Annotated in this window: 20 protein-coding genes; 9 read left to right on the top strand and 11 right to left on the bottom strand. The window is 70.9% G+C overall.

The window, feature by feature from the left end:
- Window positions 1–212: 212 nt before the first annotated feature.
- The 7 genes from ACFVS9_RS06325 (at window position 213) to pstB (ending at window position 8,332) form a co-directional block, all read left to right on the top strand.
- Window positions 213–2,459, top strand: a complete 2,247-nt coding sequence (locus ACFVS9_RS06325) for an RNA degradosome polyphosphate kinase (protein WP_383115390.1) — start codon at window positions 213–215, stop codon at window positions 2,457–2,459.
- Entirely contained in the window at window positions 2,446–3,438 is a 993-nt protein-coding gene (locus tag ACFVS9_RS06320) for a CHAD domain-containing protein (RefSeq protein ID WP_389930507.1), read from the top strand. The genes ACFVS9_RS06325 and ACFVS9_RS06320 overlap by 14 nt, the downstream gene beginning before the upstream one ends.
- Window positions 3,435–3,860: an NUDIX hydrolase gene (locus ACFVS9_RS06315; RefSeq protein ID WP_389930504.1), complete on the top strand. Its 426-nt coding sequence runs from the start codon at window positions 3,435–3,437 to the stop codon at window positions 3,858–3,860. The genes ACFVS9_RS06320 and ACFVS9_RS06315 overlap by 4 nt, the downstream gene beginning before the upstream one ends.
- Before the next feature lie 308 nt (window positions 3,861–4,168).
- Window positions 4,169–5,305: a phosphate ABC transporter substrate-binding protein PstS gene (gene pstS / locus ACFVS9_RS06310; RefSeq protein WP_383115387.1), complete on the top strand. Its 1,137-nt coding sequence runs from the start codon at window positions 4,169–4,171 to the stop codon at window positions 5,303–5,305.
- Between the two features lie 132 nt (window positions 5,306–5,437).
- Entirely contained in the window at window positions 5,438–6,430 is a 993-nt protein-coding gene (pstC, locus tag ACFVS9_RS06305; protein ID WP_389930500.1) for a phosphate ABC transporter permease subunit PstC, read from the top strand.
- Window positions 6,427–7,518 (top strand): phosphate ABC transporter permease PstA, encoded by a 1,092-nt coding sequence (gene pstA, locus ACFVS9_RS06300; protein WP_389930497.1) that lies wholly within the window; start codon window positions 6,427–6,429, stop codon window positions 7,516–7,518. Before pstC ends, pstA begins: the two co-directional genes overlap by 4 nt.
- A 37-nt stretch (window positions 7,519–7,555) precedes the next feature.
- Window positions 7,556–8,332 (top strand): phosphate ABC transporter ATP-binding protein PstB, encoded by a 777-nt coding sequence (pstB, locus tag ACFVS9_RS06295; protein WP_383115384.1) that lies wholly within the window; start codon window positions 7,556–7,558, stop codon window positions 8,330–8,332.
- 232 nt (window positions 8,333–8,564) lie between these two features.
- Here the strand turns inward: pstB and ACFVS9_RS06290 are convergent, their stop codons facing one another.
- Together ACFVS9_RS06290 and ACFVS9_RS06285 are read right to left on the bottom strand one after the other, a co-directional pair.
- Window positions 8,565–9,563 (bottom strand): anion permease, encoded by a 999-nt coding sequence (locus tag ACFVS9_RS06290; protein WP_383115383.1) that lies wholly within the window; start codon window positions 9,561–9,563, stop codon window positions 8,565–8,567.
- A gap of 5 nt (window positions 9,564–9,568) precedes the next feature.
- Window positions 9,569–10,189: a DUF47 domain-containing protein gene (locus ACFVS9_RS06285; RefSeq protein WP_073743490.1), complete on the bottom strand. Its 621-nt coding sequence runs from the start codon at window positions 10,187–10,189 to the stop codon at window positions 9,569–9,571.
- Between the two features lie 221 nt (window positions 10,190–10,410).
- Here ACFVS9_RS06285 and ACFVS9_RS06280 point away from each other — a divergent pair, with 221 nt between their 5' ends.
- Window positions 10,411–10,758, top strand: coding sequence for a metal-sensitive transcriptional regulator (locus tag ACFVS9_RS06280; RefSeq protein ID WP_383115382.1), 348 nt, complete (start codon window positions 10,411–10,413; stop codon window positions 10,756–10,758).
- 772 nt (window positions 10,759–11,530) lie between these two features.
- Here the strand turns inward: ACFVS9_RS06280 and ACFVS9_RS06275 are convergent.
- The 4 genes from ACFVS9_RS06275 to ACFVS9_RS06260 all read right to left on the bottom strand — a co-directional run bounded on the left by ACFVS9_RS06275 (window position 11,531) and on the right by ACFVS9_RS06260 (window position 18,096).
- Window positions 11,531–11,740: a hypothetical protein gene (locus ACFVS9_RS06275; RefSeq protein ID WP_383115381.1), complete on the bottom strand. Its 210-nt coding sequence runs from the start codon at window positions 11,738–11,740 to the stop codon at window positions 11,531–11,533.
- 99 nt (window positions 11,741–11,839) lie between these two features.
- Window positions 11,840–12,727: a hypothetical protein gene (locus ACFVS9_RS06270; RefSeq protein WP_389930493.1), complete on the bottom strand. Its 888-nt coding sequence runs from the start codon at window positions 12,725–12,727 to the stop codon at window positions 11,840–11,842.
- 348 nt (window positions 12,728–13,075) lie between these two features.
- A complete protein-coding gene (locus ACFVS9_RS06265) occupies window positions 13,076–16,129 on the bottom strand; it encodes a tetratricopeptide repeat protein (RefSeq protein WP_389930490.1) in 3,054 nt (1,017 codons plus the stop codon).
- 755 nt (window positions 16,130–16,884) lie between these two features.
- Complete coding sequence (locus tag ACFVS9_RS06260) at window positions 16,885–18,096, bottom strand: glycosyltransferase (protein WP_389930488.1); 1,212 nt, start codon at window positions 18,094–18,096, stop codon at window positions 16,885–16,887.
- 384 nt (window positions 18,097–18,480) lie between these two features.
- Between ACFVS9_RS06260 and ACFVS9_RS06255 the strand changes: the two genes are divergently transcribed.
- Window positions 18,481–18,714, top strand: a complete 234-nt coding sequence (locus ACFVS9_RS06255) for a hypothetical protein (protein WP_389930485.1) — start codon at window positions 18,481–18,483, stop codon at window positions 18,712–18,714.
- Between the two features lie 268 nt (window positions 18,715–18,982).
- Here the strand turns inward: ACFVS9_RS06255 and ACFVS9_RS06250 are convergent, their stop codons facing one another.
- The 5 genes from ACFVS9_RS06250 to ACFVS9_RS06230 form a co-directional block, all read right to left on the bottom strand.
- Window positions 18,983–19,714 carry a phosphatase PAP2 family protein gene (locus ACFVS9_RS06250; RefSeq protein WP_383115376.1) on the bottom strand — a complete coding sequence of 244 codons (732 nt, stop codon included), beginning with the start codon at window positions 19,712–19,714 and terminating at the stop codon, window positions 18,983–18,985.
- A gap of 301 nt (window positions 19,715–20,015) precedes the next feature.
- Window positions 20,016–21,005 (bottom strand): NlpC/P60 family protein, encoded by a 990-nt coding sequence (locus tag ACFVS9_RS06245; protein WP_389930819.1) that lies wholly within the window; start codon window positions 21,003–21,005, stop codon window positions 20,016–20,018.
- A 115-nt stretch (window positions 21,006–21,120) separates the two neighbouring features.
- Complete coding sequence (locus ACFVS9_RS06240) at window positions 21,121–21,297, bottom strand: hypothetical protein (protein ID WP_389930483.1); 177 nt, start codon at window positions 21,295–21,297, stop codon at window positions 21,121–21,123.
- Window positions 21,298–21,656: 359 nt separating this feature from the next.
- Window positions 21,657–23,441, bottom strand: coding sequence for an alpha/beta hydrolase (locus tag ACFVS9_RS06235; RefSeq protein WP_389930480.1), 1,785 nt, complete (start codon window positions 23,439–23,441; stop codon window positions 21,657–21,659).
- On the bottom strand, window positions 23,438–23,695 hold the full coding sequence (locus ACFVS9_RS06230) for a hypothetical protein (protein ID WP_383115374.1): 258 nt from the start codon (window positions 23,693–23,695) through the stop codon (window positions 23,438–23,440). The genes ACFVS9_RS06235 and ACFVS9_RS06230 overlap by 4 nt, the downstream gene beginning before the upstream one ends.
- Window positions 23,696–23,824: the final 129 nt, after the last annotated feature.

Here is a 23,824-nt window from a genome sequence, read left to right as displayed (position 1 = left end):
GACGAAGACGTCACCGCAGTCACACCGCTTCCTGTACGTCATGTCGTCGTTACCGGCCATTCAGACGGGCTTGGGACCCTCACGGGATGCAGCCAGCTGTGCCCACCCCCCGCAACGGGAGCGGCCCCGGCCCGGGTCCGACTTCCGCTTCCACCGCGATCTTCCACGGCTCCGACGCGCCTGCGGAGCCGAACGCGCGGAAGAATAGGTCCATGAGCCAGCAGCCCAGCTCCGATGTCCCGGTCCAGCCCGTACAGCCGTCGGTCGGCTCCCTCGCCTCCCACCGGCCGCACGCCGTCGCGGGCTCCGTCCCCGCAGGCCTGTCCACCGCCGCGGACCTGGACCCCGATCTGGACAACGACATCGACGCCTACGAGCCCGAGGGGGACGGCGACGCGCTGCCCCAGGGCCGGTTCCTGGACCGGGAGCGCAGTTGGCTCGCGTTCAACGAACGTGTTCTGGAACTCGCCGAGGACCCCGCCACACCGCTACTCGAACGGGCTAACTTCCTCGCCATCTTCGCCTCGAACCTGGACGAGTTCTTCATGGTCCGGGTCGCCGGGCTCAAGCGCCGCATCGCGACCGGAGTCGCCACCCGGTCCGCGTCCGGACTCCAGCCCCGCGAGGTCCTCGACCTGATCTGGACCCGCTCCCGCGAACTCATGGCGCGCCACGCCGCCTGCTACCAGCAGGACGTCGCGCCCGCCCTGTCCGACGAGGGCATCCAGCTGGTCCGCTGGCCCGACCTGACCGAGAAGGAGCAGGCACGCCTGTTCACCTTCTTCCGGCAGCGGGTCTTCCCCGTGCTGACGCCGCTGGCCGTCGACCCCGCGCACCCGTTCCCGTACATCTCCGGGCTCTCGCTGAACCTCGCGGTCGTGGTGCGCAACCCCGTCAGCGGCCACCGGCACTTCGCCCGGGTGAAGGTGCCGCCGCTGCTCACCCGCTTTCTGGAGGCGTCCCCGCAGCGCTACGTCCCCATAGAGGACATCATCGCGGCCCACCTCGAAGAGCTCTTCCCCGGCATGGAGGTCCTGGCCCACCACATGTTCCGGGTCACCAGGAACGAGGACCTGGAGGTCGAGGAGGACGACGCCGAGAACCTCCTCCAGGCCCTGGAGAAGGAGCTGATGCGGCGCCGCTTCGGCCCGCCGGTCCGCCTGGAGGTCGAGGAGTCCATCGACCCGTACGTCCTCGACCTGCTCGTGCGCGAGCTGAAGATCTCCGAGACGGAGCTCTACCCGCTGCCGGGCCCGCTCGACCTCACCGGCCTGTTCGGCATCGCGTCGCTGGACCGGCCCGAGCTGAAGTACCCCAAGTTCGTCGCCGGCACCCACCGCGACCTCGCCGAGGTGGAGTCCGCCTCCGCGCCCGACATCTTCGCCGCACTGCGCGAGCGCGACGTGCTGCTGCACCACCCGTACGACTCCTTCTCCACCTCCGTCCAGGCGTTCCTGGAGCAGGCGGCGGGCGACCCGGACGTCCTCGCGATCAAGCAGACCCTGTACCGGACCTCGGGCGACTCACCGATAGTGGACGCCCTGATCGACGCCGCCGAGTCCGGCAAGCAGGTCCTCGTCCTCGTCGAGATCAAGGCGCGCTTCGACGAGCAGGCCAACATCAAGTGGGCCCGCAAGCTGGAGGAGTCCGGCTGCCACGTCGTCTACGGCCTCGTCGGCCTCAAGACCCACTGCAAGCTGTCGCTCGTCGTCCGGCAGGAGGGCGACACCCTGCGCCGCTACTCCCACGTCGGCACCGGCAACTACCACCCCAAGACGGCACGGCTCTACGAGGACCTCGGCCTCCTGACCGCCGACCCGCAGGTCGGGGCGGACCTCTCCGACCTGTTCAACCGGCTCTCCGGCTACTCCCGCCGCGAGACCTACCGCCGGCTGCTGGTCGCCCCGAAATCCCTGCGCGACGGGCTGATCGCCCGCATAGACAAGGAGATCGCCCACCACCGCGCGGGCCGCACCGCCTACGTCCGCATCAAGGTCAACTCGATGGTCGACGAAGCGGTCATCGACGCCTGCTACCGGGCGGGACAGGCCGGGGTGCCGGTCGACATCTGGGTGCGCGGCATCTGCGCGATCCGCCCCGGCGTCAGCGGCCTCTCCGAGAACATCCGGGTCCGCTCGGTACTGGGCCGCTTCCTCGAACACTCCCGGGTCTTCGCCTTCGGCAACGGCGGCGAGCCCGAAGTGTGGTTCGGCAGCGCCGACATGATGCACCGCAACCTCGACCGCCGGATCGAAGCACTGGTCCGCGTCACCGACCCCGCGCACCGCGCCGCCCTCAGCAGGCTCCTGGAAACAGGCATGTCCGACACCACCTCCTCCTGGCACCTGGGTCCCGACGGAAACTGGACCCGGCACTCCACGGACGCGGAAGGGCAGCCGCTGCGGCACGTACAGGAAATGCTCATCGAAGCCCGGAGGCGCCGGCGTGCGACGCCCTGACCACCAGACGACGGCCCTCTCCGCGGAGGCGGTCCTCGCGCCCTACCTGCGCGAGCAGGCCGCCTGCTTCCTACGGGGCCTGCGGCTGCACCGCGAGCACAGCGCCCCCGCGGACGCCGGAACGCACAGTGCCGACGAGGCGGCCCGCGCCCTGCGGCACGCGGCCCGCCGGATCGGCGGCACCCTGCACACCTTCCGGGGTGCCCTCGAACCGGCCTGGGCCGACCAGCTCCGTACGGAACTGGCCTGGCTCTCCGGCACCCTGGCCCGCGAACACGCGTACGCCACCCGGCTCACCCGGCTCCTGGACGCCCTGCACCCGCTCTCCGGCGCCGCGCTCCCGGCCGCCCGGCCGCCCTCGGGTGACGGCCCGGCCGAGACCGACAAGGAGCGGGCCGTGCTCGGCGTCGGCACGGCACGGGCCGGGGCCCTCCTGGAACGCCGGCTGACCCTCGCCCGGACCCGTGCCCACTCGGCGGCGCTCCAGGCACTGGGCTCCTCCCGCTTCCACGCCGTCGCCGACGCCGTGGCGCTGCTCGCCTCGGAGGTCCCCCTGGCGCCCTCGGCCGCCGGGCCCGCCGATCTGCTGCTGCACGCCCCCGCCGAGGTGGCCGAGCGGCGGATGCTGGAGGCGGTGGCCGCGCTGCCGCCCGACGAGGCGGTGGAGCCGTACAACGAGGCCCACGACGCCCTCTGGCACCAGGCGCGTCTGCTGCTGCGACTGCACCGGTACGCGCACGAGACCCTGCGGGGCGCCCCCGATCCCGCTCTGGCGGGGCCGGGCCACGCGCTGGACCTGCACCGGGACGCGGCGGAGGCCGCGGCGGCGGCCGCCGCCGCGGCCCGCACCCCCCGCATCGCCCCGGCGACGGCGTACGCCCTGGGCGTGCTCCACGCCGACCAGCGGCACGAGGTGGAGGCGGCGCGCGGGGTGTTCCGGGAGTCCTGGCCCCACGCGGCGGCGGTGACCGCACCGTGAGCGGCCTCGTCCTGGCGGCGGGCTGCGTGCTCTGGCGCCGGTCCCCGGACGGCGGCACGGAGATCTGCCTGGTCCACCGGCCGCGCTACGACGACTGGTCGTTCCCCAAGGGGAAGCTGAAGCGCGGCGAGACCCCACTGGAGGCCGCGCTGCGCGAGGTCCTGGAGGAGACCGGCCACCACTGCGTGCCCGGCGCCGCCCTGCCGACCGCCCTGTACACGGCGAACGGACGCCCCAAGGAGGTCAGCTACTGGGCGGCGGAGGAGGCCGGGGGTGCCTTCGAGCCCAACGACGAGGTCGACCGGCTGGCCTGGCTGACCCCCGCGTCCGCCCGTTCCCGGCTGACCCGCCCCGGCGACCGCGTCCAGCTGGACGCCTTCCTGCGCACCGGCCCCGCAGACACCGACCCGTCCGACGGCTGACAGCGGGCCCGCTGCCCCGTACGCGGCAGCGGGCCCGCCCCCACCTGGGAGGAGATCGCCCCAGGCCCCGGCACCCGGCCCCGGCGACCGCCGGCGCGCCCCGGGCCGCGCCGCCGTGCCGCGGAAGCGGCAGAACCAGCCCGCCCGGCACGGTTCACCTGCCGTTCACTCTGCCCCGTAGGGCGCTTCACCTGTTCTGCCTAATTTCGGACGTACCAGGTGCACGGCACCACGCCACGCACCACTCCTCATCGCACGCCGCCTCGCCCCCACCAGCCGCGGCGGCTCCTGGAAGGAACACCCCGAAAGTGAAGCTTCAGCGCAAGAACCGGCTTCGTGCCACCGCGCTCGGTGCCCTCGCCGTCTCCGGCGCCCTGGTCCTCACGGCGTGCGGTTCGGACGACAACACCGGCAGCAGCGCGGACGCCGGCGGCAAGACGAGCGCCGCCGCGTCGGACATCAAGTGCGACGGCGCCGAGGGCCAGCTGCGCGCTTCCGGGTCCAGTGCCCAGAAGAACGCCATGGACCTCTGGGTCAAGAACTACATGGCCGCCTGCTCCGGCGTGGAGATCAACTACAGCTCCTCCTCCTCCGGCGAGGGCATCGTCGCGTTCAACCAGGGCACCGTCGGCTTCGCCGGCTCGGACTCCGCCCTGAAGCCCGAAGAGGTCGCCGAGTCCAAGAAGATCTGCAAGACCGGCCAGGGCATCAACCTGCCCATGGTCGGCGGACCCATCGCGGTCGGCTTCCACCTGGAGGGCGTCGACAACCTCACGCTGGACGCCTCCACCCTCGCCAAGATCTTCGACACCAAGATCAAGAAGTGGAACGACCCGGCGATCGCCGCCCTCAACAAGGGCGTCGACCTCCCGGACAAGGCCATCCAGCCCTTCCACCGCTCCGAGGACTCCGGCACCACGCAGAACCTCGGCAAGTACCTGAACGCCGCGGCCCCGAGCGACTGGAAGTACGAAGCCGAGAAGAAGTGGCCCGCCCCCGGTGGCCAGGCCGCGTCCGGCTCCTCCGGCGTCGCCACCCAGGTGAAGGCCGTCGACGGCTCCATCGGCTACTTCGAGCTGTCGTACGCCGCCTCGCAGGACATCACCACCGTCGACATCAACACGGGTGGTTCGGCCCCGGTCAAGGCCACCTCGGAGAACGCCTCCAAGGCCATCGCCGCCGCCAAGGTCAAGGGCACCGGCAAGGACCTGGCGCTCGACCTCGACTACACCACCAAGGCCGAGGGCGCGTACCCGCTGGTCCTGGTGACGTACGAGGTCGTCTGCGACACCGGCAACAAGGCCGACACCCTCGGCACGGTCAAGTCCTTCCTGAACTACACCTCCTCGGCCGACGGCCAGAAGGTCCTGACCGAGGCGGGCTACGCCCCGATCCCCGAGGCGATCAACGCCAAGGTCCGCGAGACCGTCGCCGGCCTCTCGTAGTCCCACCGCACGACACGCACGCACAGGCGGGCCGGTCCGGCGCACCCCTCCGGACCGGCCCCCACCGCCCGACCCATCCGGTGCACCGCCGCCAGGGGAGCCAGCCGCTCCCCCACACAGACCGGAAAGACCATGGCTTCCACGACACCGCTCGACCTCCCACCGGCTCCGCCGGCCACGCGCGGCCGCCCCAAGTCCACCGGGCGAGCCGGCGACAAGATCTTCCTGGGCCTCTCCCGCGGCTCGGGCATCCTGCTGCTCGTGATCATGGCGTCGATCGCCGTGTTCCTCAGCTACCGCTCCGTGATCGCGATATCGAAGGACGAGGGCAACTTCCTCACCACCTTCGACTGGAACCCGGCCGGTGACCCGCCGGTCTTCGGCATCGCGGTCCTGCTCTTCGGCACGGTCGTCAGCTCGATCATCGCGATGGTCATCGCGGTTCCGATCGCTGTCGGCATCGCCCTCTTCATCTCGCACTACGCGCCGCGCAAGCTGGCCGCCCCCCTCGCCTACGTGATCGACCTGCTCGCGGCGGTGCCCAGCATCGTCTACGGCATCTGGGGCGCCCTCGTCCTCGTCCCGTACCTCGAGGGCCTGAACCTCTGGCTCGACCAGTTCTTCGGCTGGACGTACATCTTCGAGAAGACCGAGGTCGGCGTCGCCCGCTCGCTCTTCACCGTCGGCGTCCTCCTCGCGATCATGATCCTGCCGATCGTGACCAGCGTCAGCCGCGAGGTCTTCCTCCAGGTCCCGAAGATGAACGAGGAAGCGGCGCTCGCGCTCGGCGCCACCCGCTGGGAGGTCATCCGCCTCTCGGTCCTGCCCTTCGGACGCTCCGGCATCATCTCCGCCTCGATGCTGGGCCTGGGCCGGGCGCTCGGCGAGACGATGGCCGTCGCCACGGTCCTGTCGCCGAGCTTCCTCATCTCGCTGCACGTGCTCAACCCGGGCGGCGGGACCTTCGCCCAGAACATCGCGGCCAAGTTCGGCGAGGCCGACGAGTTCGGGCGGGACGCCCTGATCGCCTCGGGCCTCGTCCTCTTCGTCCTCACCCTGCTGGTCAACGGCGCGGCCCGGCTCATCATCGCCCGCCGCAAGGAGTACTCGGGGGCCAACGCATGAGCCACGCCACCACCACCGACGTCCAGGACGACCGTCCGCGGACCTCGCCGGAACCCCGCAAGGACGGCGGCCTCAGCAGCCGCAGCCTCCCCCGCTGGGCGCCGCTCGGCTTCGCCGCCGTGTCGATCGCCCTCGGCGTGGGCATATCCCTGGCGGCCGGCTGGCACAGCCGCGTCCAGTGGGGCCTGATCTCCGCCCTGATCTTCCTGGCCCTCTCGTACGTCGCGACGACCGCGGTCGAGAACCAGCGCCAGGCCAAGGACCGCCTCGCCACCAGCATCGTCTGGGTGTGCTTCCTCGTCGCCGTCGTCCCCCTCGCCTCGCTGCTGTGGACCACGATCAGCCGCGGCTCCGAACGCCTCGACGGTTACTTCCTCAGCCACTCGATGGCCGGAGTCCTGGGCTCCGAGGACAGCGGCGGTGTCTACCACGCGCTGATCGGCACCCTGGAACAGGTCGGGATCGCCACCGTGATCTCCGCCCCGATCGGCCTGCTGACGGCCGTCTACCTCGTCGAGTACGGCAAGGGCGCGCTCGCCAGGGCCGTCACCTTCTTCGTCGACGTCATGACGGGCATCCCGTCCATCGTGGCCGGCCTCTTCATCCTGTCGATCATGCTCATCGGCAGCATCGAGCCCTCCGGCCTGATGGGCGCGCTGGCCCTGACGATCCTGATGATCCCCGTCGTGGTCCGCTCCACCGAGGAGATGCTCAAGCTCGTCCCCAACGAGCTCCGCGAGGCCTCCCTCGCGCTCGGCATCCCGAAGTGGCGCACCATCCTGAAGGTGGTCCTGCCCACCGCGATCGGCGGTATCACCACCGGCGTCATGCTCGCCATCGCCCGCATCGCGGGCGAGACGGCACCGATCATCCTGCTGGTCTTCGGCAGCCAGCTGATCAACACGAACCCCTTCGAAGGCGCCCAGTCCTCGCTGCCGTTCTACATCTACGAGCAGTACAAGATCGGCGAGGCCGCGTCCTACGACCGCGCCTGGGCCGCTGCCCTGGTCCTGATCGCCTTCGTCATGATCCTCAATCTGGTGGCCCGCGGCATCGCCCGCTGGAAGGCCCCCAAGACCGGTCGCTGACGCGGCCATCAGCGACCCGAAAGAAGCAGTGATTCACATGGCCAAGCGCATCGACATCGGCGGTCTCACCGCCTACTACGGCTCCCACAAGGCCATCGAGGACATCTCGATGACGGTGGAGCCCCGCTCCGTGACCGCCTTCATCGGCCCGTCCGGCTGCGGCAAGTCCACCTTCCTCCGCACCCTGAACCGCATGCACGAGGTCACCCCCGGTGGCCGCGTCGAGGGCAAGGTGCTGCTGGACGACGAGAACCTGTACGGCCCCGGCGTCGACCCCGTCGCCGTGCGCCGCACGGTCGGCATGGTCTTCCAGCGCCCGAACCCGTTCCCGACCATGTCGATCTTCGACAACGTCGCGGCGGGCCTGCGTCTGAACGGCTCGTACCGCAAGAGCCAGCTGTCGGACATCGTCGAGAAGTCCCTCAAGGGCGCCAACCTCTGGAACGAGGTCAAGGACCGCCTGAACAAGCCGGGCTCCGGGCTCTCCGGCGGTCAGCAGCAGCGCCTGTGCATCGCCCGCGCCATCGCGGTCGAGCCGGACGTCCTGCTGATGGACGAGCCGTGCTCCGCGCTCGACCCGATATCGACCCTCGCCATCGAGGACCTGATCGGGGAGCTGAAGGAGCGCTTCACGATCGTCATCGTGACGCACAACATGCAGCAGGCGGCACGCGTCTCGGACCGTACGGCGTTCTTCAACCTCTCGGCGGTGGGCAAGCCCGGCCGGCTGATCGAGATCGACGAGACGGAGCGGATCTTCTCCAACCCGTCGGTGCAGGCGACCGAGGACTACATCTCGGGCCGCTTCGGCTAGGCGTCCGGTCCGGCCTGGGCCGCGCGCCCTGGTGCGCGACCGGCCCCGGGCCCCGTCCCGGCCCGGACGAACGGCCCGGCACAGACGGCCTTGGGGTGCTGCATGGCGGTGCCACCACAAGGCGAAGGGTCCGCCCCTGCTCTCGTCAAGAGAGCAGGGGCGGACCCATTGCATGGCGTTCGCGGGGGCACCGGCGTCCGGTCAGCCGTTCGCCGGGGCCTCCGGCGTCCGGTCAGCCGAAGAGCAGTACGACGACCCCGTAACTCGCCGCGGCGACCAGCGCCGCGGCCGGCATCGTGATGAACCAGCCCAGGATGATGTTCTTGGCCACGCCCCAGCGGACCGCGTTCACACGCTTCGTCGCGCCCACACCCATGATCGCCGAGGTGATCACGTGAGTCGTGGAGATCGGCGCGTGGAAGAGGAAGGCCGAGCCGAACATGATCGACGCGCCGGTCGTCTCGGCGGCGAAGCCCTGCGGCGGGTCCAGCTCGATGATCTTGCGGCCGAGCGTCCGCATGATGCGCCAGCCACCCGCGTACGTCCCGAGGGACAGCATCGCCGCACAGGCGATCTTCACCCAGACCGGGATCTCGTCGTTCGGGCCCTCGACGTCGGCGATGACCAGCGCCATCACCACGATGCCCATCGTCTTCTGCGCGTCCTGCAGACCGTGTCCGAGCGCCATGCCCGCCGCCGAGACCGTCTGGGCGATGCGGAAGCCGCGCTTGGCCTTGTGAGGGTTGGACTTCCTGAATATCCACATGATCACGACCATCACCAGATAGCCGACGACCAGGCCGATGACCGGGGACAGGAACATCGGGATGACGACCTTGTCGAGCACCCCGTCCCAGTGCACCATCGTCCCGCCGGCCAGTGCCGCGCCGACCATGCCGCCGAACAGCGCGTGCGAGGAGGAGGACGGCAGGCCGTAGTACCAGGTGATCAGGTTCCAGATGATCGCGCCGACCAGCGCAGCGAAGAGGATGCCCATCCCCTTCTGGCCCTCGGGCGTGGCGATCAGGCCTTCGCTGACGGTCTTGGCGACCCCCTGGCCCAGGAAGGCGCCTGCGAGGTTCATCACAGCGGCCATCGCCAGAGCCGCACGCGGGGTCAGCGCCCGGGTGGAGACCGAGGTGGCGATGGCGTTCGCCGAGTCGTGGAAGCCGTTCGTATACGTGAAGCCGAGCGCGACACCGATGGTCACGATCAGCGCAAAGGTGTCCACGAGGTTCAGGACTCCTTGACCGCGATGGTCTCCACGGTGTTGGCGACGTGCTCGAACGCGTCGGCCGCCTCTTCCAGCACGTCCACGATCTGCTTCAGCTTCAGCACGTCCATGGCGTCGTACTTGCCGTTGAACAGGTGGGCCAGCAGCTTGCGGTGGATCTGGTCGGCCTGGTTCTCCAGGCGGTTGACCTCGATCCAGTACTCGGTGAGGTTGTCCATGGTCCGCAGACTCGGCATGGCCTCGGCGGTCAGTTCCGCCGCCCTGGCCAGGACCTCGATCTGCTGCTCGACACCCTTCGGGAGCTCGTCGATCTGGTACAGCACGACCAGGTCGACGGCCTCCTCCATGAAGTCCATGATGTCGTCGAGCGACGACGCGAGGTTGTAGATGTCCTCGCGGTCGAACGGCGTGATGAAGGAGGAGTTCAGCTGGTGGAAGATCGCGTGGGTGGCGTCGTCCCCCGCGTGCTCCGCTGCCCGCATACGCTCCGCGATCTCGACTCGGGAGGCAGAATCCGCCCCGAGCAGTTCCATCAGGAGTTTCGAGCCCGTGACGATGTTGTCCGCGGATGCGGAAAACATGTCGTAGAAGCTCGTCTCCCTGGGGGTCAGACGAAAGCGCACGTGGGGTCCTCGGGGTGCTTTGGATTCGGTCAGGCTGATGCTAGGCGCATCATCCGGCCACGGCTAACCGGCGTTCTTCAGTGTCGCGCATCGGGCACAGTGATCAGCACGGCCCCCCGGTCACGTTTCGGCTGGATTCGTTACGATATACCCGGCAGGGGTATACAGACGGCACAGAACGGCACGCTCACCGCAGGCCACGAGGACAACGGGAGGACCCCATGACCACCACCGAGGCCACCGATCCAGCCGGTAAGGAAGCGGTCGTCACCGACCATGACCGTGGAATCCACGGCTACCACCACCAGAAGGACGAGCACCTCAAGCGCCTGCGCCGCATCGAGGGCCAGATCCGCGGCCTCCAGCGGATGGTGGACGAGGACGTCTACTGCATCGACATACTCACCCAGGTCTCGGCGTCCACGAAGGCCCTGCAGTCCTTCGCGCTCCAGCTGCTGGAGGAGCATTTGCGCCACTGCGTCGCGGACGCGGCGCTGAAGGGCGGCGAGGAGATCGACGCGAAGGTCGAGGAGGCCACGAAGGCCATCGCCCGCCTCCTGCGTACATGACACAGGCCGGGGCGGCGCGGGGGTGCGGGGCCGGACTGCTGCGGATGTGGCCGAAACGCGGCGGGTGGAGCCGGAACGCGGCAGGCAGATCCGGGCGGGCCCAGGTGACGGACCGGCCCAGGTGACGGACCGGCCGGGGCGACGGCCGGTGCGGGTGGCGGCCGGTGCGGGTGACGGCCGGTGCGGGTGACGGCCGGTGCGGGTGACGGCCGGTGCGGGTGACGGACCGGTCCACGTACGTGCTGGTTCCGGTCCTGGTAACGGACCGGTGGCTGGGCGGCCCCGGTGGCGGATCGGTCCGCGTACGAAGTCGTTCCGGCCACGGGACGGCCGGGCCCCGGCGGCTGAGCGGCGCCGGTGGCGGATCGGTCACGTGACCGTCGGGGCCCGGTGACGGACCGGTCCGCGTACGAAGTCGTTCCGGCCGCGGGGACGGTCGGGTCCGGGTGACGGATCGCCCCGCGTGACGGATCGACCCACGTACGTACTGGTTCCGGTCCTGGTGACGGACCGGTGGCTGAGCGGCGCCGGTGGCGGATCGGTCGCGTGGCCGTCGGGTCCCGGTGACGGATAGCCCGGCCTACGAAGTCGCCCCGGTCCTGCTGGCGGATCGATGGCGGGCCGGTCCGCTTGACGACCGGGTCCTGGTTGCGGATCAGTCCGCCTGACGACCGGGTCCTGGTGGCGGATCGGTCCGCTTCGCAGTCGGGTCCCGGGGACGGGCTGCCCCGCGTACGGAGTCGCCCCGGTGGCCCGGCTGCCGGGTGACCGGTCAGCCCCGGTGACGGACCTGGCGGGGAATCGTCGGCGCCGGCTCGGCGGGGTCCGCCCTGACGTTGAGCACCTCGTCGATGCGGTCAGGACTGAGACGGTCCTCCAGCGCGCCCGCGGCGGCGATCATGAGCTCACCGCACAGTTCGATCTCGGCGAGGGCCACACAGTCCTGAGCGTTCGGAGCGCTGAGCGTCACCACCTGCGTCACCTCTCTCTGCTGTCGCCGGCTGCTGGCGCACCGACCCCCTAGCGTAGGGAGCGCGACACACGCGGCGCATGGCACGGACGGACCATTTCGGCCCCCTCCCTACGGCGCTTCCGGGCCACTCCGGCCCTGCTGGACCTGACCCGTGTAGATGTCCGCATCCGACGGCAGCCGCACCGAGACCGGCGTACCGAAGCCGTGCAGCAGCAGCGTCGAGACGACCGCCACCGCCGGTCCCTCGGTCGCGAAGGTGAAGCGGTGGCGGACCTTCCGCAGCAGGCCGGCGTCGTCCAGATAGACGTCGAACGGCACCGAATCCGTGCTGAACCCTTTCGCCGCGGCGCTGAGCGCACCCCGCGAGGACGGCGAGGCGGCCCGCGCCGCCCGCCCGATGTCCGCGGTGCCCCGGAAGTGCCTGACCGGGACGCCCTCCACCTCCGTCCGCCCGACGTACGTCACCTCGTCCGCGCCGCGCAGCAGCTCGGCGGCCGCCGTCGGGTCGGTCACACCGCCCGTGACCAGGTTGCCGTCCTCCAGGGCCGTGGTGTCGATCCGTACCCATTTGTCGTCGGGCACCCCGGCGCCGCGGTTCTTCATGTACAGCGCACCTGGCGCCAGCAGTTCCGTGATCGGCCGGTGCTCGTCGGCCCCGGCGGCGTCCTTCGGCAGGACGACCCTGATCCGGCCGAGCTGTCTGCGGAAGTCGTACGTCCCCCGGCCCCTGATCGTCACCCGGGTCCCGCCGGCCGCGGTCTCCATCGACGTACGCGCCTGGGCGGTGCCCGCGCCGGCCAGTTCCCCGGCGGCCCGCCGGACCACGGCCACGGGGGTGCCCGTCGCGCCGTCCCCGACGACGGCGCGCTCGCCGGCACCGTCACTGCGGTCACCGCCCGTACCGGAGCAGCCGCTGCCCACCGTCATCACGCCGGCGACGGCCAGGGCGCACACAGCCAGTGCCCCGCCTCCGCACGTGTGCCCTCGCACCACCATCGCCTGCCAACCCCCAACGACGTACACCTGACCGAGTTCCCGCCCGCCTCGCCTAACGACGGCCGGGACGGCCCGTCACGCCGGGGGACCCCCAGGAGCAGCCGATCGGCCCACTCCCGGGCTGCCGCGGGGCGCCCCCGGTACCGTGGAAGCGTGTATCAGGACCCCCCGGACTCACCCGTCCACAGCCCTGCTCCGGCACACCGCACCACGACCGTCGAACGGGGCTCGTTCTGCCTGGCACGCTGCGGTTGCGGCTGGTCGGGCGCGGCCCGGCGTTCCCGTGACCGGGCCAGAACCGACGCCGAGGAACACCTCCAAGCCGCGGAACAGCAGAGCTGACCGGGGTCACAGCACCTGGCGCAGCCGCCGCACGACCTCATCGACGCCGGACCCCGTCCCGGGGAGGACCGCGCGGAGGAACAACAGGTTCCCGATGGTTGCTCCGACCTTGTCCGCCCCCGGTGCCAGCCGGATGAGCGCCTCGCACCGGGCCGCGGCCCCCGCACGGTCGGACCGGGCGCAGAGCAGGACGAGCAGACCCTGGTGCGTGTCCACGGCCTCGGCCGCGTCTCCGTCCTGGGCGGCCGTGAAGATCTCGGAGGCACGGGCGAAGCGGGTCTCCGCCTGCCGGCCGTCGCCCGCCGCACGCAGCGCCACCGCGTACAGCATCTGGTTCCAGCCGTTCTCCGGATCGATCCCGACGGCCCGGGCACTGTCGGCGACGGCCTCCTCGTACCGGCCGAGACGCAGGTACATCCGGGCGCGGGCGCTCAGCGCCCGGTCCGAGGACGGATCGGCCTCGACGGCGCGGGCGAAGTCGTCGGCCGCGTCCCCGTAACGGCCCAGCTGCTCGAACAGCGCACCGCGGGCATGGACGGCCCAGGTGTAGCCGGGACGGATGTCGAGGGCCCGGGTGTAGTCGGCCAGTGCTTCCTCGTGACGGCCCACGGCCCCCTCGGCGCGCCCCCTGCTCGCGTACGCCCAGGCGTACTGCGGATCGATGCCGATCGCACGGTCGTAGCCCGCCAGCGCCTCCTCGTACCGGCCCGTCCGCTCGTACACCTGCGCCCTGCCCGCGTGGGCCCACGCGTACTCAGGATCGACACCGACGGCACGGTCGTAGTCCGCCAGCGCCTCCTCGAACCGGCCCATCCCCTCCAGGAGCCGCGCCCTGCTGCCGTAGGCCCAGGCGTACTGCGGGTCGATCCCGACCGCACGGGCGTAGTCCGCCAGCGCCTCCTCCGGCCGCCCCACCGCCTCGTACACCTGCGCCCGGCTCGCGTAGGCCCACGCGTACTGGGGCTCGATCGCGATGGCACGCCCCAGATCGGCGAAGGCCTCGTCGTGGCGCTCCAGGCGCTTGTACACCTGCGCCCTGCTGCCGTAGGCCCAGGCGTACTGCGGGTCGATCCCGACCGCACGGCCGTAGTCCGCCAGCGCCTCCTCCGGCCGCCCCACCGCCTCGTACACCTGCGCCCGGCTCGCGTAGGCCCACGCGTACTGCGGATCGATCCCGACGGCACGCCCCAGATCGGCGAAGGCCTCGTCGTGGCGCTCCAGATTCCGGTACGCGTCGCCACGGGTGCCGATCGCCAGGACGTACCGCGGGTCGGCCTCCAGCGCGCGGGTGCAGGAGGCGACCGCCTCCTCGTGGCGGCCCAGGATCCGGTAGGTCTCCCCCAGACCCGCCTGGGAGCGGACCGCGTCCGGGGCGAGGGCGACGGCTGCCTCGCAGTCCAGCAGCGCGGCCTCGGGATCACCCGCGTCCCGCAGTTCCTCGGCGCGGACCATGTGGACCAACGCCCGCCGGGAGGAGTCGAGTTCGGGGGCGTCGAGCAGCAGCGTCAGCACGACCCGGCCCGGCTGTTCCCCTTCCGTCGCGGCCTCAAGACGCCGGCCCCAGGAGACGACGGCCTCCGCGTCGGCGTCGAGCCCCGCCGTGCCGAGGGTCTGGGCCCAGCGGCGTGCCGTGGCGATGTCGAGGCCGACGGCGTCGGCGCACTGGGTGAGCGCGTCGGGCAGGGCGGTCCGAGGATGGGCGCACAGCCGGTGGTACGTCTCGTTCAGCCGGTGCTCCCGCCAGCCGGCGTCCGTCCAGTGGTCCTCGGGGTCGCAGCCGATGTCCGCCTCGACCGCGAGCCGCCGCTCCTCGAACAGCCGGGCCAGCCGGGTGTGCGACTCCTGCCACCGGGCGGGCGAGCGGGTCCGCCGCAGGCGCAGCATCGCGGCGCGTACGACGTCGTGGTAGCGGCAGCGGCCCTCCTGGGGAGAGACGAAGGCCATGCCCCGCAGCCACGCGTAGCTCTCCGCCACGGATTCCGGCACGACCGCCCGGTAGATGTCCTCGTCGATCTGGAGCGGGAGCGCGCAGGCCAGCGCCGCCTCGCGCCGCTCCGGGTCCGGCTCCCACTTCAGGAACCTCTCGACCGCGGTCTCGGAGGGATCGCCCATCCCCTGGCCCCCGCCCGGATCGCTCCGGGCCAGCATGTCGACGAGCAGCGGCAGGCGACCGGAGAGGCGCAGCACCAGCTCGACGCTGGGTTCGTCGGTGACCCCGTGGGCGGAGAGCAGCGTACGGGCCTCCTCCTCGGAGAAGACGTCCAGGCGCACCTCGGTGACCATGCCCAGCCAGTCGCCCCAGACGCGGCTGTCCAGGCGCAGTTGACCGGCCAGCACGATCTGCGCGTTGACGGGGAAGGTGCCGTACTCGTCCCCGAAGGCGATGGTCCGCAGCCAGGTATCGAGGACCGGGCCCGTCCTCTCGTACACGTCGAAGAACAGCACCACGCGCGCGCACCGCTCCGCGACCTCGTTCAGGTCGTCGAGGAAGACGGGGGCGAGGGACACGAGCGGATGCATCACCAGCTGCACGTCGTCGTGGCTGCGCAGCCGTGTGTTCAGCACGGCCCGCACCCGGTCCGCGCCCAGTGCCACCTGCTGCGGATCGAGGGCCCCGGTGAGCGCCCCCGCCCCGGGCACGAGCGCGCCCAGCCCGGCCAGCCCCACCTGGGCGGCGACCATGCTGGACGGCGACGGCACGGCGCCCGCCGCTCCCCGCTCGCCCGGGGCGGGCTGCGGTACCGGGGCCGCGCTGTCGGCCTGGTGACGGCGCTGGCGATAGGTGGCGAGCTGCTTGTCGAACCGCTTCAGCGGGTGGCCCTGCCGACCGAGGCGGGAACTGACCGCCTCCATCGCCTCGATCGCGTCGTGCACCTCGTCGTCCACGTACGCGGTGACCACGGAGGCCTGGTCCCGGGCCACCGCCTCCCAGTGCCGCACCAGGGTCGACTTCCCCACACCGGCGTTGCCGCGCACATGGAACAGGAACGGGAAGCCGGTCTCCTCCGGGTCGCGGGCGAACGTCTCCCTGAAGACGGCCAGCTCCCCCCGCCGCCCCACGAACCCCGTACGCTCGCGCCGCCGATTGACTTCCTGCCGCGACGGCCGCCTACCGGCCACACGCACCACCCCCCGGATCACCGGACATGATGCCCCGCCGCCGTATCACCGGAAGGGGAACGGCCGAAGTGGGTCATGCGCCGGGGCCGGGCTCGCGCTGGGCGTCGGCACGCGTCGGTACGTGCCTCGGGCCGGGCGTCGGCACCCGTCGGCACGCGCCTCGAGCCGGGCGTCGGCACCCGTCGGCACGCGCCTCGAGCCGGGCGTCAGCACCCCGTCGGTACGCGCCTCGAGCCGGGCGTCCGCACCCGTCGGCACGCGCCTCGGGCCCGGTGTCGGCACCCGTCGGTACGCGCCTCGAGCCGGGCGTCCGCACCCGTCGGCACGCGCCTCGGGCCCGGTGTCGGCACCCGTCGGTACGCGCCTCGAGCCGGGCGTCAGCACCCGTCGGCACGCGCCTCGGGCCCGGTGTCGGCACGCGTTGGTACGCGCCGGGAGCCTGGTGTCCGCACGCGTCGGGCCGTGCCTCGGGCCCGGTGGCGGCCCGCGTCGGGCCGTTCCGGGGGCCGCGTACCGACCGGCCTGGCGCCGGTCTCCCTGTGGGGGCAGTGTCGGGCCGGCGGGGTTGGGGCTGCCCGTGCCTGCTCGGCCCTCTTTCACGGCTGCCTCACCCTTTCTTCCGGGACGTACGTGCTCATGCGCTGCGTGCTCGCACACGCGGGACGCGCAGGCGTGCTCGTGCTCGGCCGGCGGACTCAGCCGACGCCAGCCGAGCCGATACCGATGCCGGCGAGGACCGCGCCGGCGCCGTCCTCGGCCGCGATGCCGTGGGCGAGCTCGGCCGCGCGACGACGGAGGTCCGGTCCGGACAGGCACTCCGTGAGGGAGACCCCGAGGGCTTCGGCGGTGAGGTCCTGGAACGGCAGGGGTTTCGGGGCAACTCCCAACTGGTGCAGACGGGTTGCCCAGAACGGCTGGTCGGCCATGACGGGGACCGGCAGCGCGGGTACTCCGGCCCGCAGCCCGGCCGCGGTGGTTCCCGCCCCGGCGTGGTGGACGACGGCGGCGGTACGGGGGAACAGCCAGTCGTGCGGGACGTCGCCGATGGCCAGGATGTCCGGTCCCCAGCCGCCGAGTTCGGCCCAGCCCGCCTGCACCACCGCACGGACGCCCGCCCGCTTCACGGCCCGGGCGATCAGTTCGCTGAGCCGGTCTCCCTGCCCCGGTGCCATGCTGCCGAACCCGATGAACACAGGAGGCGGGCCGGACTGGAGGAAGTCGGCCAGTTCGGCGGGGGGTTGCCAGCCCTGCGGCCGGGCGGGCCACCAGTACCCGGACACCTCGACCCGGGACGGCCAGTCCGCAGGGCGCGGCAGCACCAGCGGGCTGAACCCCTGGAAGACCGGCCGGGTGTCCTCCGGCGCTTCCGCGGGAAGACCGAGACGGGCGCGCAGCCGGGTCACGGCACCCGCGAAGACCCCTTCGGCGCGCTCCACCACGGACCGGCCCGCGGCAAGGTTGCCCTCAGGCCCCGGGGCCACCGCGCCGCGCGCATTGGGCAGCGCGAACTCCCGTGTGGCGAAGGCCGGTACGAGGTACGTCCCGAAGACGGGTACCCCGAACGCCTCGCCGGCCGCCCTGCTGAGCGGAGCCGGTCCGGCGGCCGAGAGCACCAGGTCCGTACCGCCCGCCACGGCGTCAGCCACCCCGTCGCCGAGCCCGTCCGCGTACGCCCTCGTCAACGCCCGGGCCTCCTCCGGCGACGCCGCCCGGTGCCAGCCACGCAACAGGGCCTCCGGGTCGCCCGGCATGAGCCGGTGTTCGAAGCCGCACCCGCCGATGAGCGCGGCGAAGGACGCGTGGGCGGCCACGGCGACGTGGTGCCCGGCGTCCGCGAGGCGCCTCCCCAGACCGGTGAACGGTGCGACATCACCCCGTGACCCGGCGGTGACGATCAGAATCCGCATGTGGCGCTCCTCCTCGGCTCCTCGGCGCACACCGCCCGGCCCGAGCGCGGCCCGCGAGGCGAAGCCCCGGCGCACCTCGGCCACGGGCCCGGTGGACGTGCTGTCGTTGGCTCCCGCACATCGAACACCACAGGGGCGGGGTGGTGCCGGGACATCGCACCCTTCCGCTCCACCGCCGGACGACTCGGGACGGTCCGGTCCGGAGCACGGGTCCCGGCACACCGTCCCGTGCGTGGCCGCTCCCTCGGGGTGAGGGTGTCAGCGGTGCCTGCCGGGATGGTCGGACGCTGCTGCCATGGCCTGCCGGCCTCCGCTGTCACGACCCGCTGGGAGTTCGTACGGATGCCCGTGTACCCGTCCCTGATCCGTGCTCTGTCAGAGGGTTTGGCCGATGTCCTGTGGTTCGTCGAAGGCTGTGACGACGAGCAGTTGGACCCGGACGCCGCCGTCATGCTGCTGGAGGGGTTCGCCCACCTCGTCCGCAAGCTGTCCAGCGATCAGCACGACGAGTTGGCCGACCTGCTCGCGACGATGGCCGAAGAGGAGTCGGACCCCGTACGGCGGGAGTTCCTGACAGGGTTCCCGGACGCTATCGGGCTGTTTGACGACACGGCCTGACCTGCGCCTCAGGCAGATCGCCGGAGCACACCCGGGTCACGCCTCACACCTCGCGCCTCACGTCTCACGTCTCACGCCTCACACTGTGCGCCGGAGCCCGTTCCTCCTGCGTGACCGGTGCCGCGGCCTGTGCCGCAGTTGGTGCCGCAGCCGGTGCAGGGGGTGCCGAACCACGGGGACCGGCTCGGGGCCGGCCGCCGAACCAGGTGCGGACACGCGTGAGGGGTGCCCCTCACGGGACACCCCTCACGACCGTACGGCCCTCCGCCTACGCGGCGAGGTCCTTCTCGCCCGGCCTGCCGCCACGGCCGGAACCCGGGCTCGGCTCGGGGATACCCCGCGACTCACCCGGACCGTCGGCGGCTGCGACCGCCCGGCCCGAGCGGACGAGCCGGCCCACCGTCCCGGCACGGGCCACGGCCCCCACCAGCGGTGTCAGCAGCATCATCGCGAGCGGGGCGAGCAGCAGGGCCACCGCCGTGCCGAGCGCGAAACCGCCGATCACGTCGGTCGGGTAGTGGACACCCATGTAGATGCGGCAGAAGCCCTCCAGGAGCGCCAGCCCGATGGCCACCAGACCGAACTTCCTGTTGGCCACGAAGAGCCCCACCGCGATGGCCATCGCCATCGTCGCGTGGTCGCTCACGAAGGAGTAGTCCGTCTTGCCCTCGACGAGGACTTCGAGCCCCTTGTGGTCGAGGAACGGACGCGGCCTCTCCACGAAGTTCCGGATCGGGATGTTGATGAGCAACGCGATCCCGGCGGCGAGGGGCGCCCACACGAGGCCGGCGACCCCTGTCACCGAGTCCTCCGTCGTCCCGCGTCGGCGTACGCTCCACCAGCACCACAGGACCGCCAGGACCATGGCGAGCATGATCCCGAATTCACCGACGAACTCCATGACCCGGTCGAACCAGGTCGGAGCGGCCTTCGCCAGCCCATTGATGTCGTAGAGCAGGCTGACATCGGGGTTCGACCCATCGAGTGCGAGTCCAGCCATCTGCCGCGGCCCCTTGCCTTGTCTGCTGCTGCGACGCACAACAGTGCGCGTCGCCTTGGTCTGACCCCCGTGGTCGGTGCGGATTCAGTGCCGCGTCACGCCATCATGCCGTCACGCCCGACTGGTCCGGGCAGACACGCATGGTCATGTGCGCATGCTGTCCCAGTCCAGGGAACGACCTGTCAGCTGCGTACGTTCCGTTCTCCACCGAATGATCACCATGACGTTATCGAAGAGTGACTCATCGTCGCAGCTCAGGGCCCAGGCTTCACGGAGAGTTCCGGCCACGGACGACTGGTTGTCAGCCCTCCGGGAGCGCCGTCGGGAGTGCCGCGGCCCCGTCCTTCGTGACCCTGGTCGCCCCGAAGTAGTCAGCCGTGTCGATCTTGTCGAACCGGATCACGGCACCGGTGTACGGCGCGTTGATCATGTAGCCGCCGCCGACGTAGAGACCCACGTGGTGGATGGCCCGCGAATTGCTCAGATCGTCCGAGAAGAACACCAGGTCCCCGGGGAGCAGCTCGTCGCGGGAGGGGTGCGGCCCCGCGTTGTACTGGTCGTTCGCCACCCGGGGCAGCTCGATGTCGACGGTCCGGTACGCGGCCTGGGTCAGCCCGGAACAGTCGAACCGGCCCCCCTGGTCGGCCGTACCGTTCCCGCCCCAGAGATAGGGGGTGCCCAGCTTCTTCTGTGCGAAGTAGATCGCCCCGGCGGCCTGCTGCGAGGGCTGCACCCGGCCGACCGGCTTGGCGAAGCTCTTCTCCAGGGAGCGGATGATCTTGACGTAGTTCTGCGTCTCGCTGATCGCGGGCACACCGCCGGACTGGATCACCCGGTAGGCGCCGGCGTTGTAGGCGGCGAGCATGTTGTCCGTCGGGTCGCCCGGCACCTTCTTGACGTACCCGGCGAGCTCGCAGTCGTAGGACGCGGCGGACGGGATCGCGTCGGCCGGGTCCCACACATCGCGGTTCCCGTCGTTGTTGCCGTCGATGCCGTGCGCGGCCCAGGTACCGGGGATGAACTGCGCGATGCCCTGCGCCGCGGCGGGGCTCTGGGCGCGGGGGTTCCAGCCGCTCTCCTGGTACAACTGTGCGGCCAGGAGTGCCGGGTTGATGGCAGGACAGAGGTTGCCCCACTTCTCCACGATCGGCTGGTACCGCGCCGGCACCGCCCCCTTGGCCAGCCCGACCGCCCCGCTCGCCCCGGAGATCCCGGCGGCGGCGGAGTACGTACCGACGACGAGCAGGGCGAGGAAGCTCAGGCCCAGCCCGATCCCACCGCCGAGGAACACCCAGTATTTCCGCACACCCCAACCATCCCCCATTCGGGCGCGCTTCACCGCGAGATTCGCTGGTGTGTACGGGTTGATCGGGGCATGAGGGGGCGTCAGGGGCGGCTACGAGGGGTCAGGGGGCGCCGGCGGACCAGAAGGACGAGCGGATGTTGGGGCGGGGGATGTGCTCCATGCCCTCGTAGGTGGGCGCGGTCGCCTGGGTGGTGGACTCGGCGACCTCCGACTCTTGGACGCAGGGGGTGTCGACCCGGAAGAACGCCTGCCCGTCACCACCGAACCGGACGCTCATGCCGTACCCCTCCGCACTTCGTGCATAGATCGCCGGGAATTCTACGTCATTGTTCAGCGCCTCAATCCGGTAGCTTGACTTCTGGAATTTCCTGTCCACAAGGCCGAGAAAACTACCCCGCCGCTCCGGCGAGATGACGGTCATGACTGTTCGCCTGCGAGACACCTCGCAGCTCCCCGTAGTTGTCGGCCCGTGCGCCCATTTTACCCTTGGGTAAATCGCCAGAAGAATATCGTCAAGCATTTCGTCTGACTTTTCGGCAGCTTCTTGCATATTCAAATTGCGCACCCTTCCATCTGCACAACCTGTCACAAACACTGACCCCAAAAGAAGGGCCGAGATCAAACACCGAGACACCCTCAACGCGGCTCCTCCACCTTAACCTTGTCGCCTTTCCCTGCCGCAATCAAGGCAATACTGTCCGCCGAAACCGAGTCCGCGCCACCTCGATCGAAGTACAGCGAGTGCGCGGCGAAACCTCCGGTAATCACCGAGGGGCCTCGGTGTGCATGAAAACGCCTAGCTCCAAACGCGGCACTCGCGGGGTCCTTGCCGAACCAGAGATCGTCGTCGTCTCGGTCCAGGAGGCCACCCGCGATGTACCCGATCGGCCCTGCTACAGCACCCATGTTGCCTTGCAGTTTTGACGGCGTCTTGGTCACCAAATCGTTCTCAGCCGCGCCAACAAAGACGTGATCTTTCCCAACTTGTAAGTCCTCAGCCCGCTCAACTCCAACACCTGGACTGCCCAACAGGACAATGTCATCGACATCCGGCATCCCACCACTTTGCTGAGTGGCGGAACCCACCGTACGCGAACCGTAGGAATGCCCAATGGCCACCAGATGCGGCTCATCATGCTCATTCGTGGCCGCCAGGCCGCCCATGAACTCATTGAAGGATCGGCCACCGATATCAGCCCTCCCGCTCCCCATCACCGCTAGACTGTCCATACCGTCGAAAAGCTGCGGCGCGTCATATCCAAGCCAAGCGATCATCGCACTCGATGAGTCAATTTCTCGGGTCGCAATCACCGTGTCACGGGCACGCTTGAGATCATTCTTTGCGAAATTTTCATCCAGGGACGTGTTCAGCCCCGGCACATATGTCGCCACGTTGCGCGCCGTATCCGGGTTCCCATACGAAACAATCGCCCGCCCGTTTCCCTCATCGCTGATGCCGAGGAGGAACATCGGCGGTTCCCCCGGTTTGGCCGCCGCCCCCAACTGCCGCTCGATCTCCCTCAGCCCCGCCAGCTGCGTGGCCGACCTCTCGTCGTCCCGTCCCTCCAGCTCGCCGATCAGCAGCCGCAGGTTGTCCCGGTTGGCCGCGTCCCGGACCAGGGCCGGGATTCCGTCCAGGTTCCCGATCTGGTCCGGGTACACCGCGAGGTACTCCTCGCGCTGTTCCTGGGTCAGCCCCGCCCACCAGTCGCGCCGCTCCGCAGGAGAGGCGTCGCGCGGGATGGCGTCCTTGAGGTACGCGCGCGCCGCATCCCGGACCTCCGCCGCGTCGGCCGCCGTGTCCTTCCACGTGGAGTCCGGGACCTTCAGGCCCTCCTCCGCCCGCAGACGGCGCAGGATCCCCGCGTACCGCCAGTCGATCTCGGCCGCCGCGCGCACCGCCCCGACGACCCGGTCCGCGATGTCCTGGGCCTTGGCGCTGTGGGGGTTCGGCGCGACCAGCCCCGAAGGCGGGGCCAGCCCCCGGGTCCCGTACGACGACGCCGTACCGCCCCGCAACGGCGCACCGTCGACGAGGCCTTCGCCGCCCGCCGGGTAGGTCACCGACCCGTCCGCGTGCACCGTGAACCTCAGTGCGGCCGCGTCGTCCAGGGCCTCCGTCAAGGCCCGTTGCTGGGTCCTGATCTCGTGGGCCAGGGAGTTCAGGGTCGTACGGAGGAGACCGCACTCGGTGTACACGTACTGGAAGTTCCGCCCCAGCTGCCGCAGCCGGGCCACCGCCGCCCGCGCCGCCTCGCCCTCCTGTGTGTCGCGGAGCCCGGTGAGCAGTTGCTGCTCGACGCGGTCCCGCGCCGCGTCGGCCCGGTTGCTCGACCTGCCCCACCCGTCGGCCGCGCCCTCCAGCTCGGCGCACTTCAGGTCCCGTAGCTGTGCCCAGGTCAGCGTCGGCGTGGGCGTCACCGCGCGTCGCCCGCGCAGGGCGAAACCGGGGCGAAGGACGATCTGACGGCCTCGTCCGTCGCTCCCTGGATGCGCGCGACATCCCGCAGCCCGGCCGCGAGGCTGCCGCACTCACCCTGCGCCGCCTGGATCCGCCGCTCCCAGGACTCCCGTACGGCGGCCAGTTCCGCGAGGGCGGTCAGCCGGCCCGCCCCCGTCATGAGCCCCTGATGGGCCAGGTCCAACTCGGCCCGCACCGGACCCAGATGGGTCACCAGGTCGTCCGCACCACCCGCAGCGCGCAACCACGGGCCGTCCCCGTGCCTCAGCCTCCGGCCGTACTCACCGCCGCTGGGCGGCGTTCCCGCCGGATCACTCGGTCCACGCACCACGGCCATCCCGCT

This window comes from Streptomyces sp. NPDC058008, from assembly GCF_042886395.1.
Classification (GTDB): domain Bacteria; phylum Actinomycetota; class Actinomycetes; order Streptomycetales; family Streptomycetaceae; genus Streptomyces.
The sequence above is the reverse complement of the archived record's forward strand: the minus strand, read 5'-3'. Positions and strand labels throughout refer to the sequence as shown.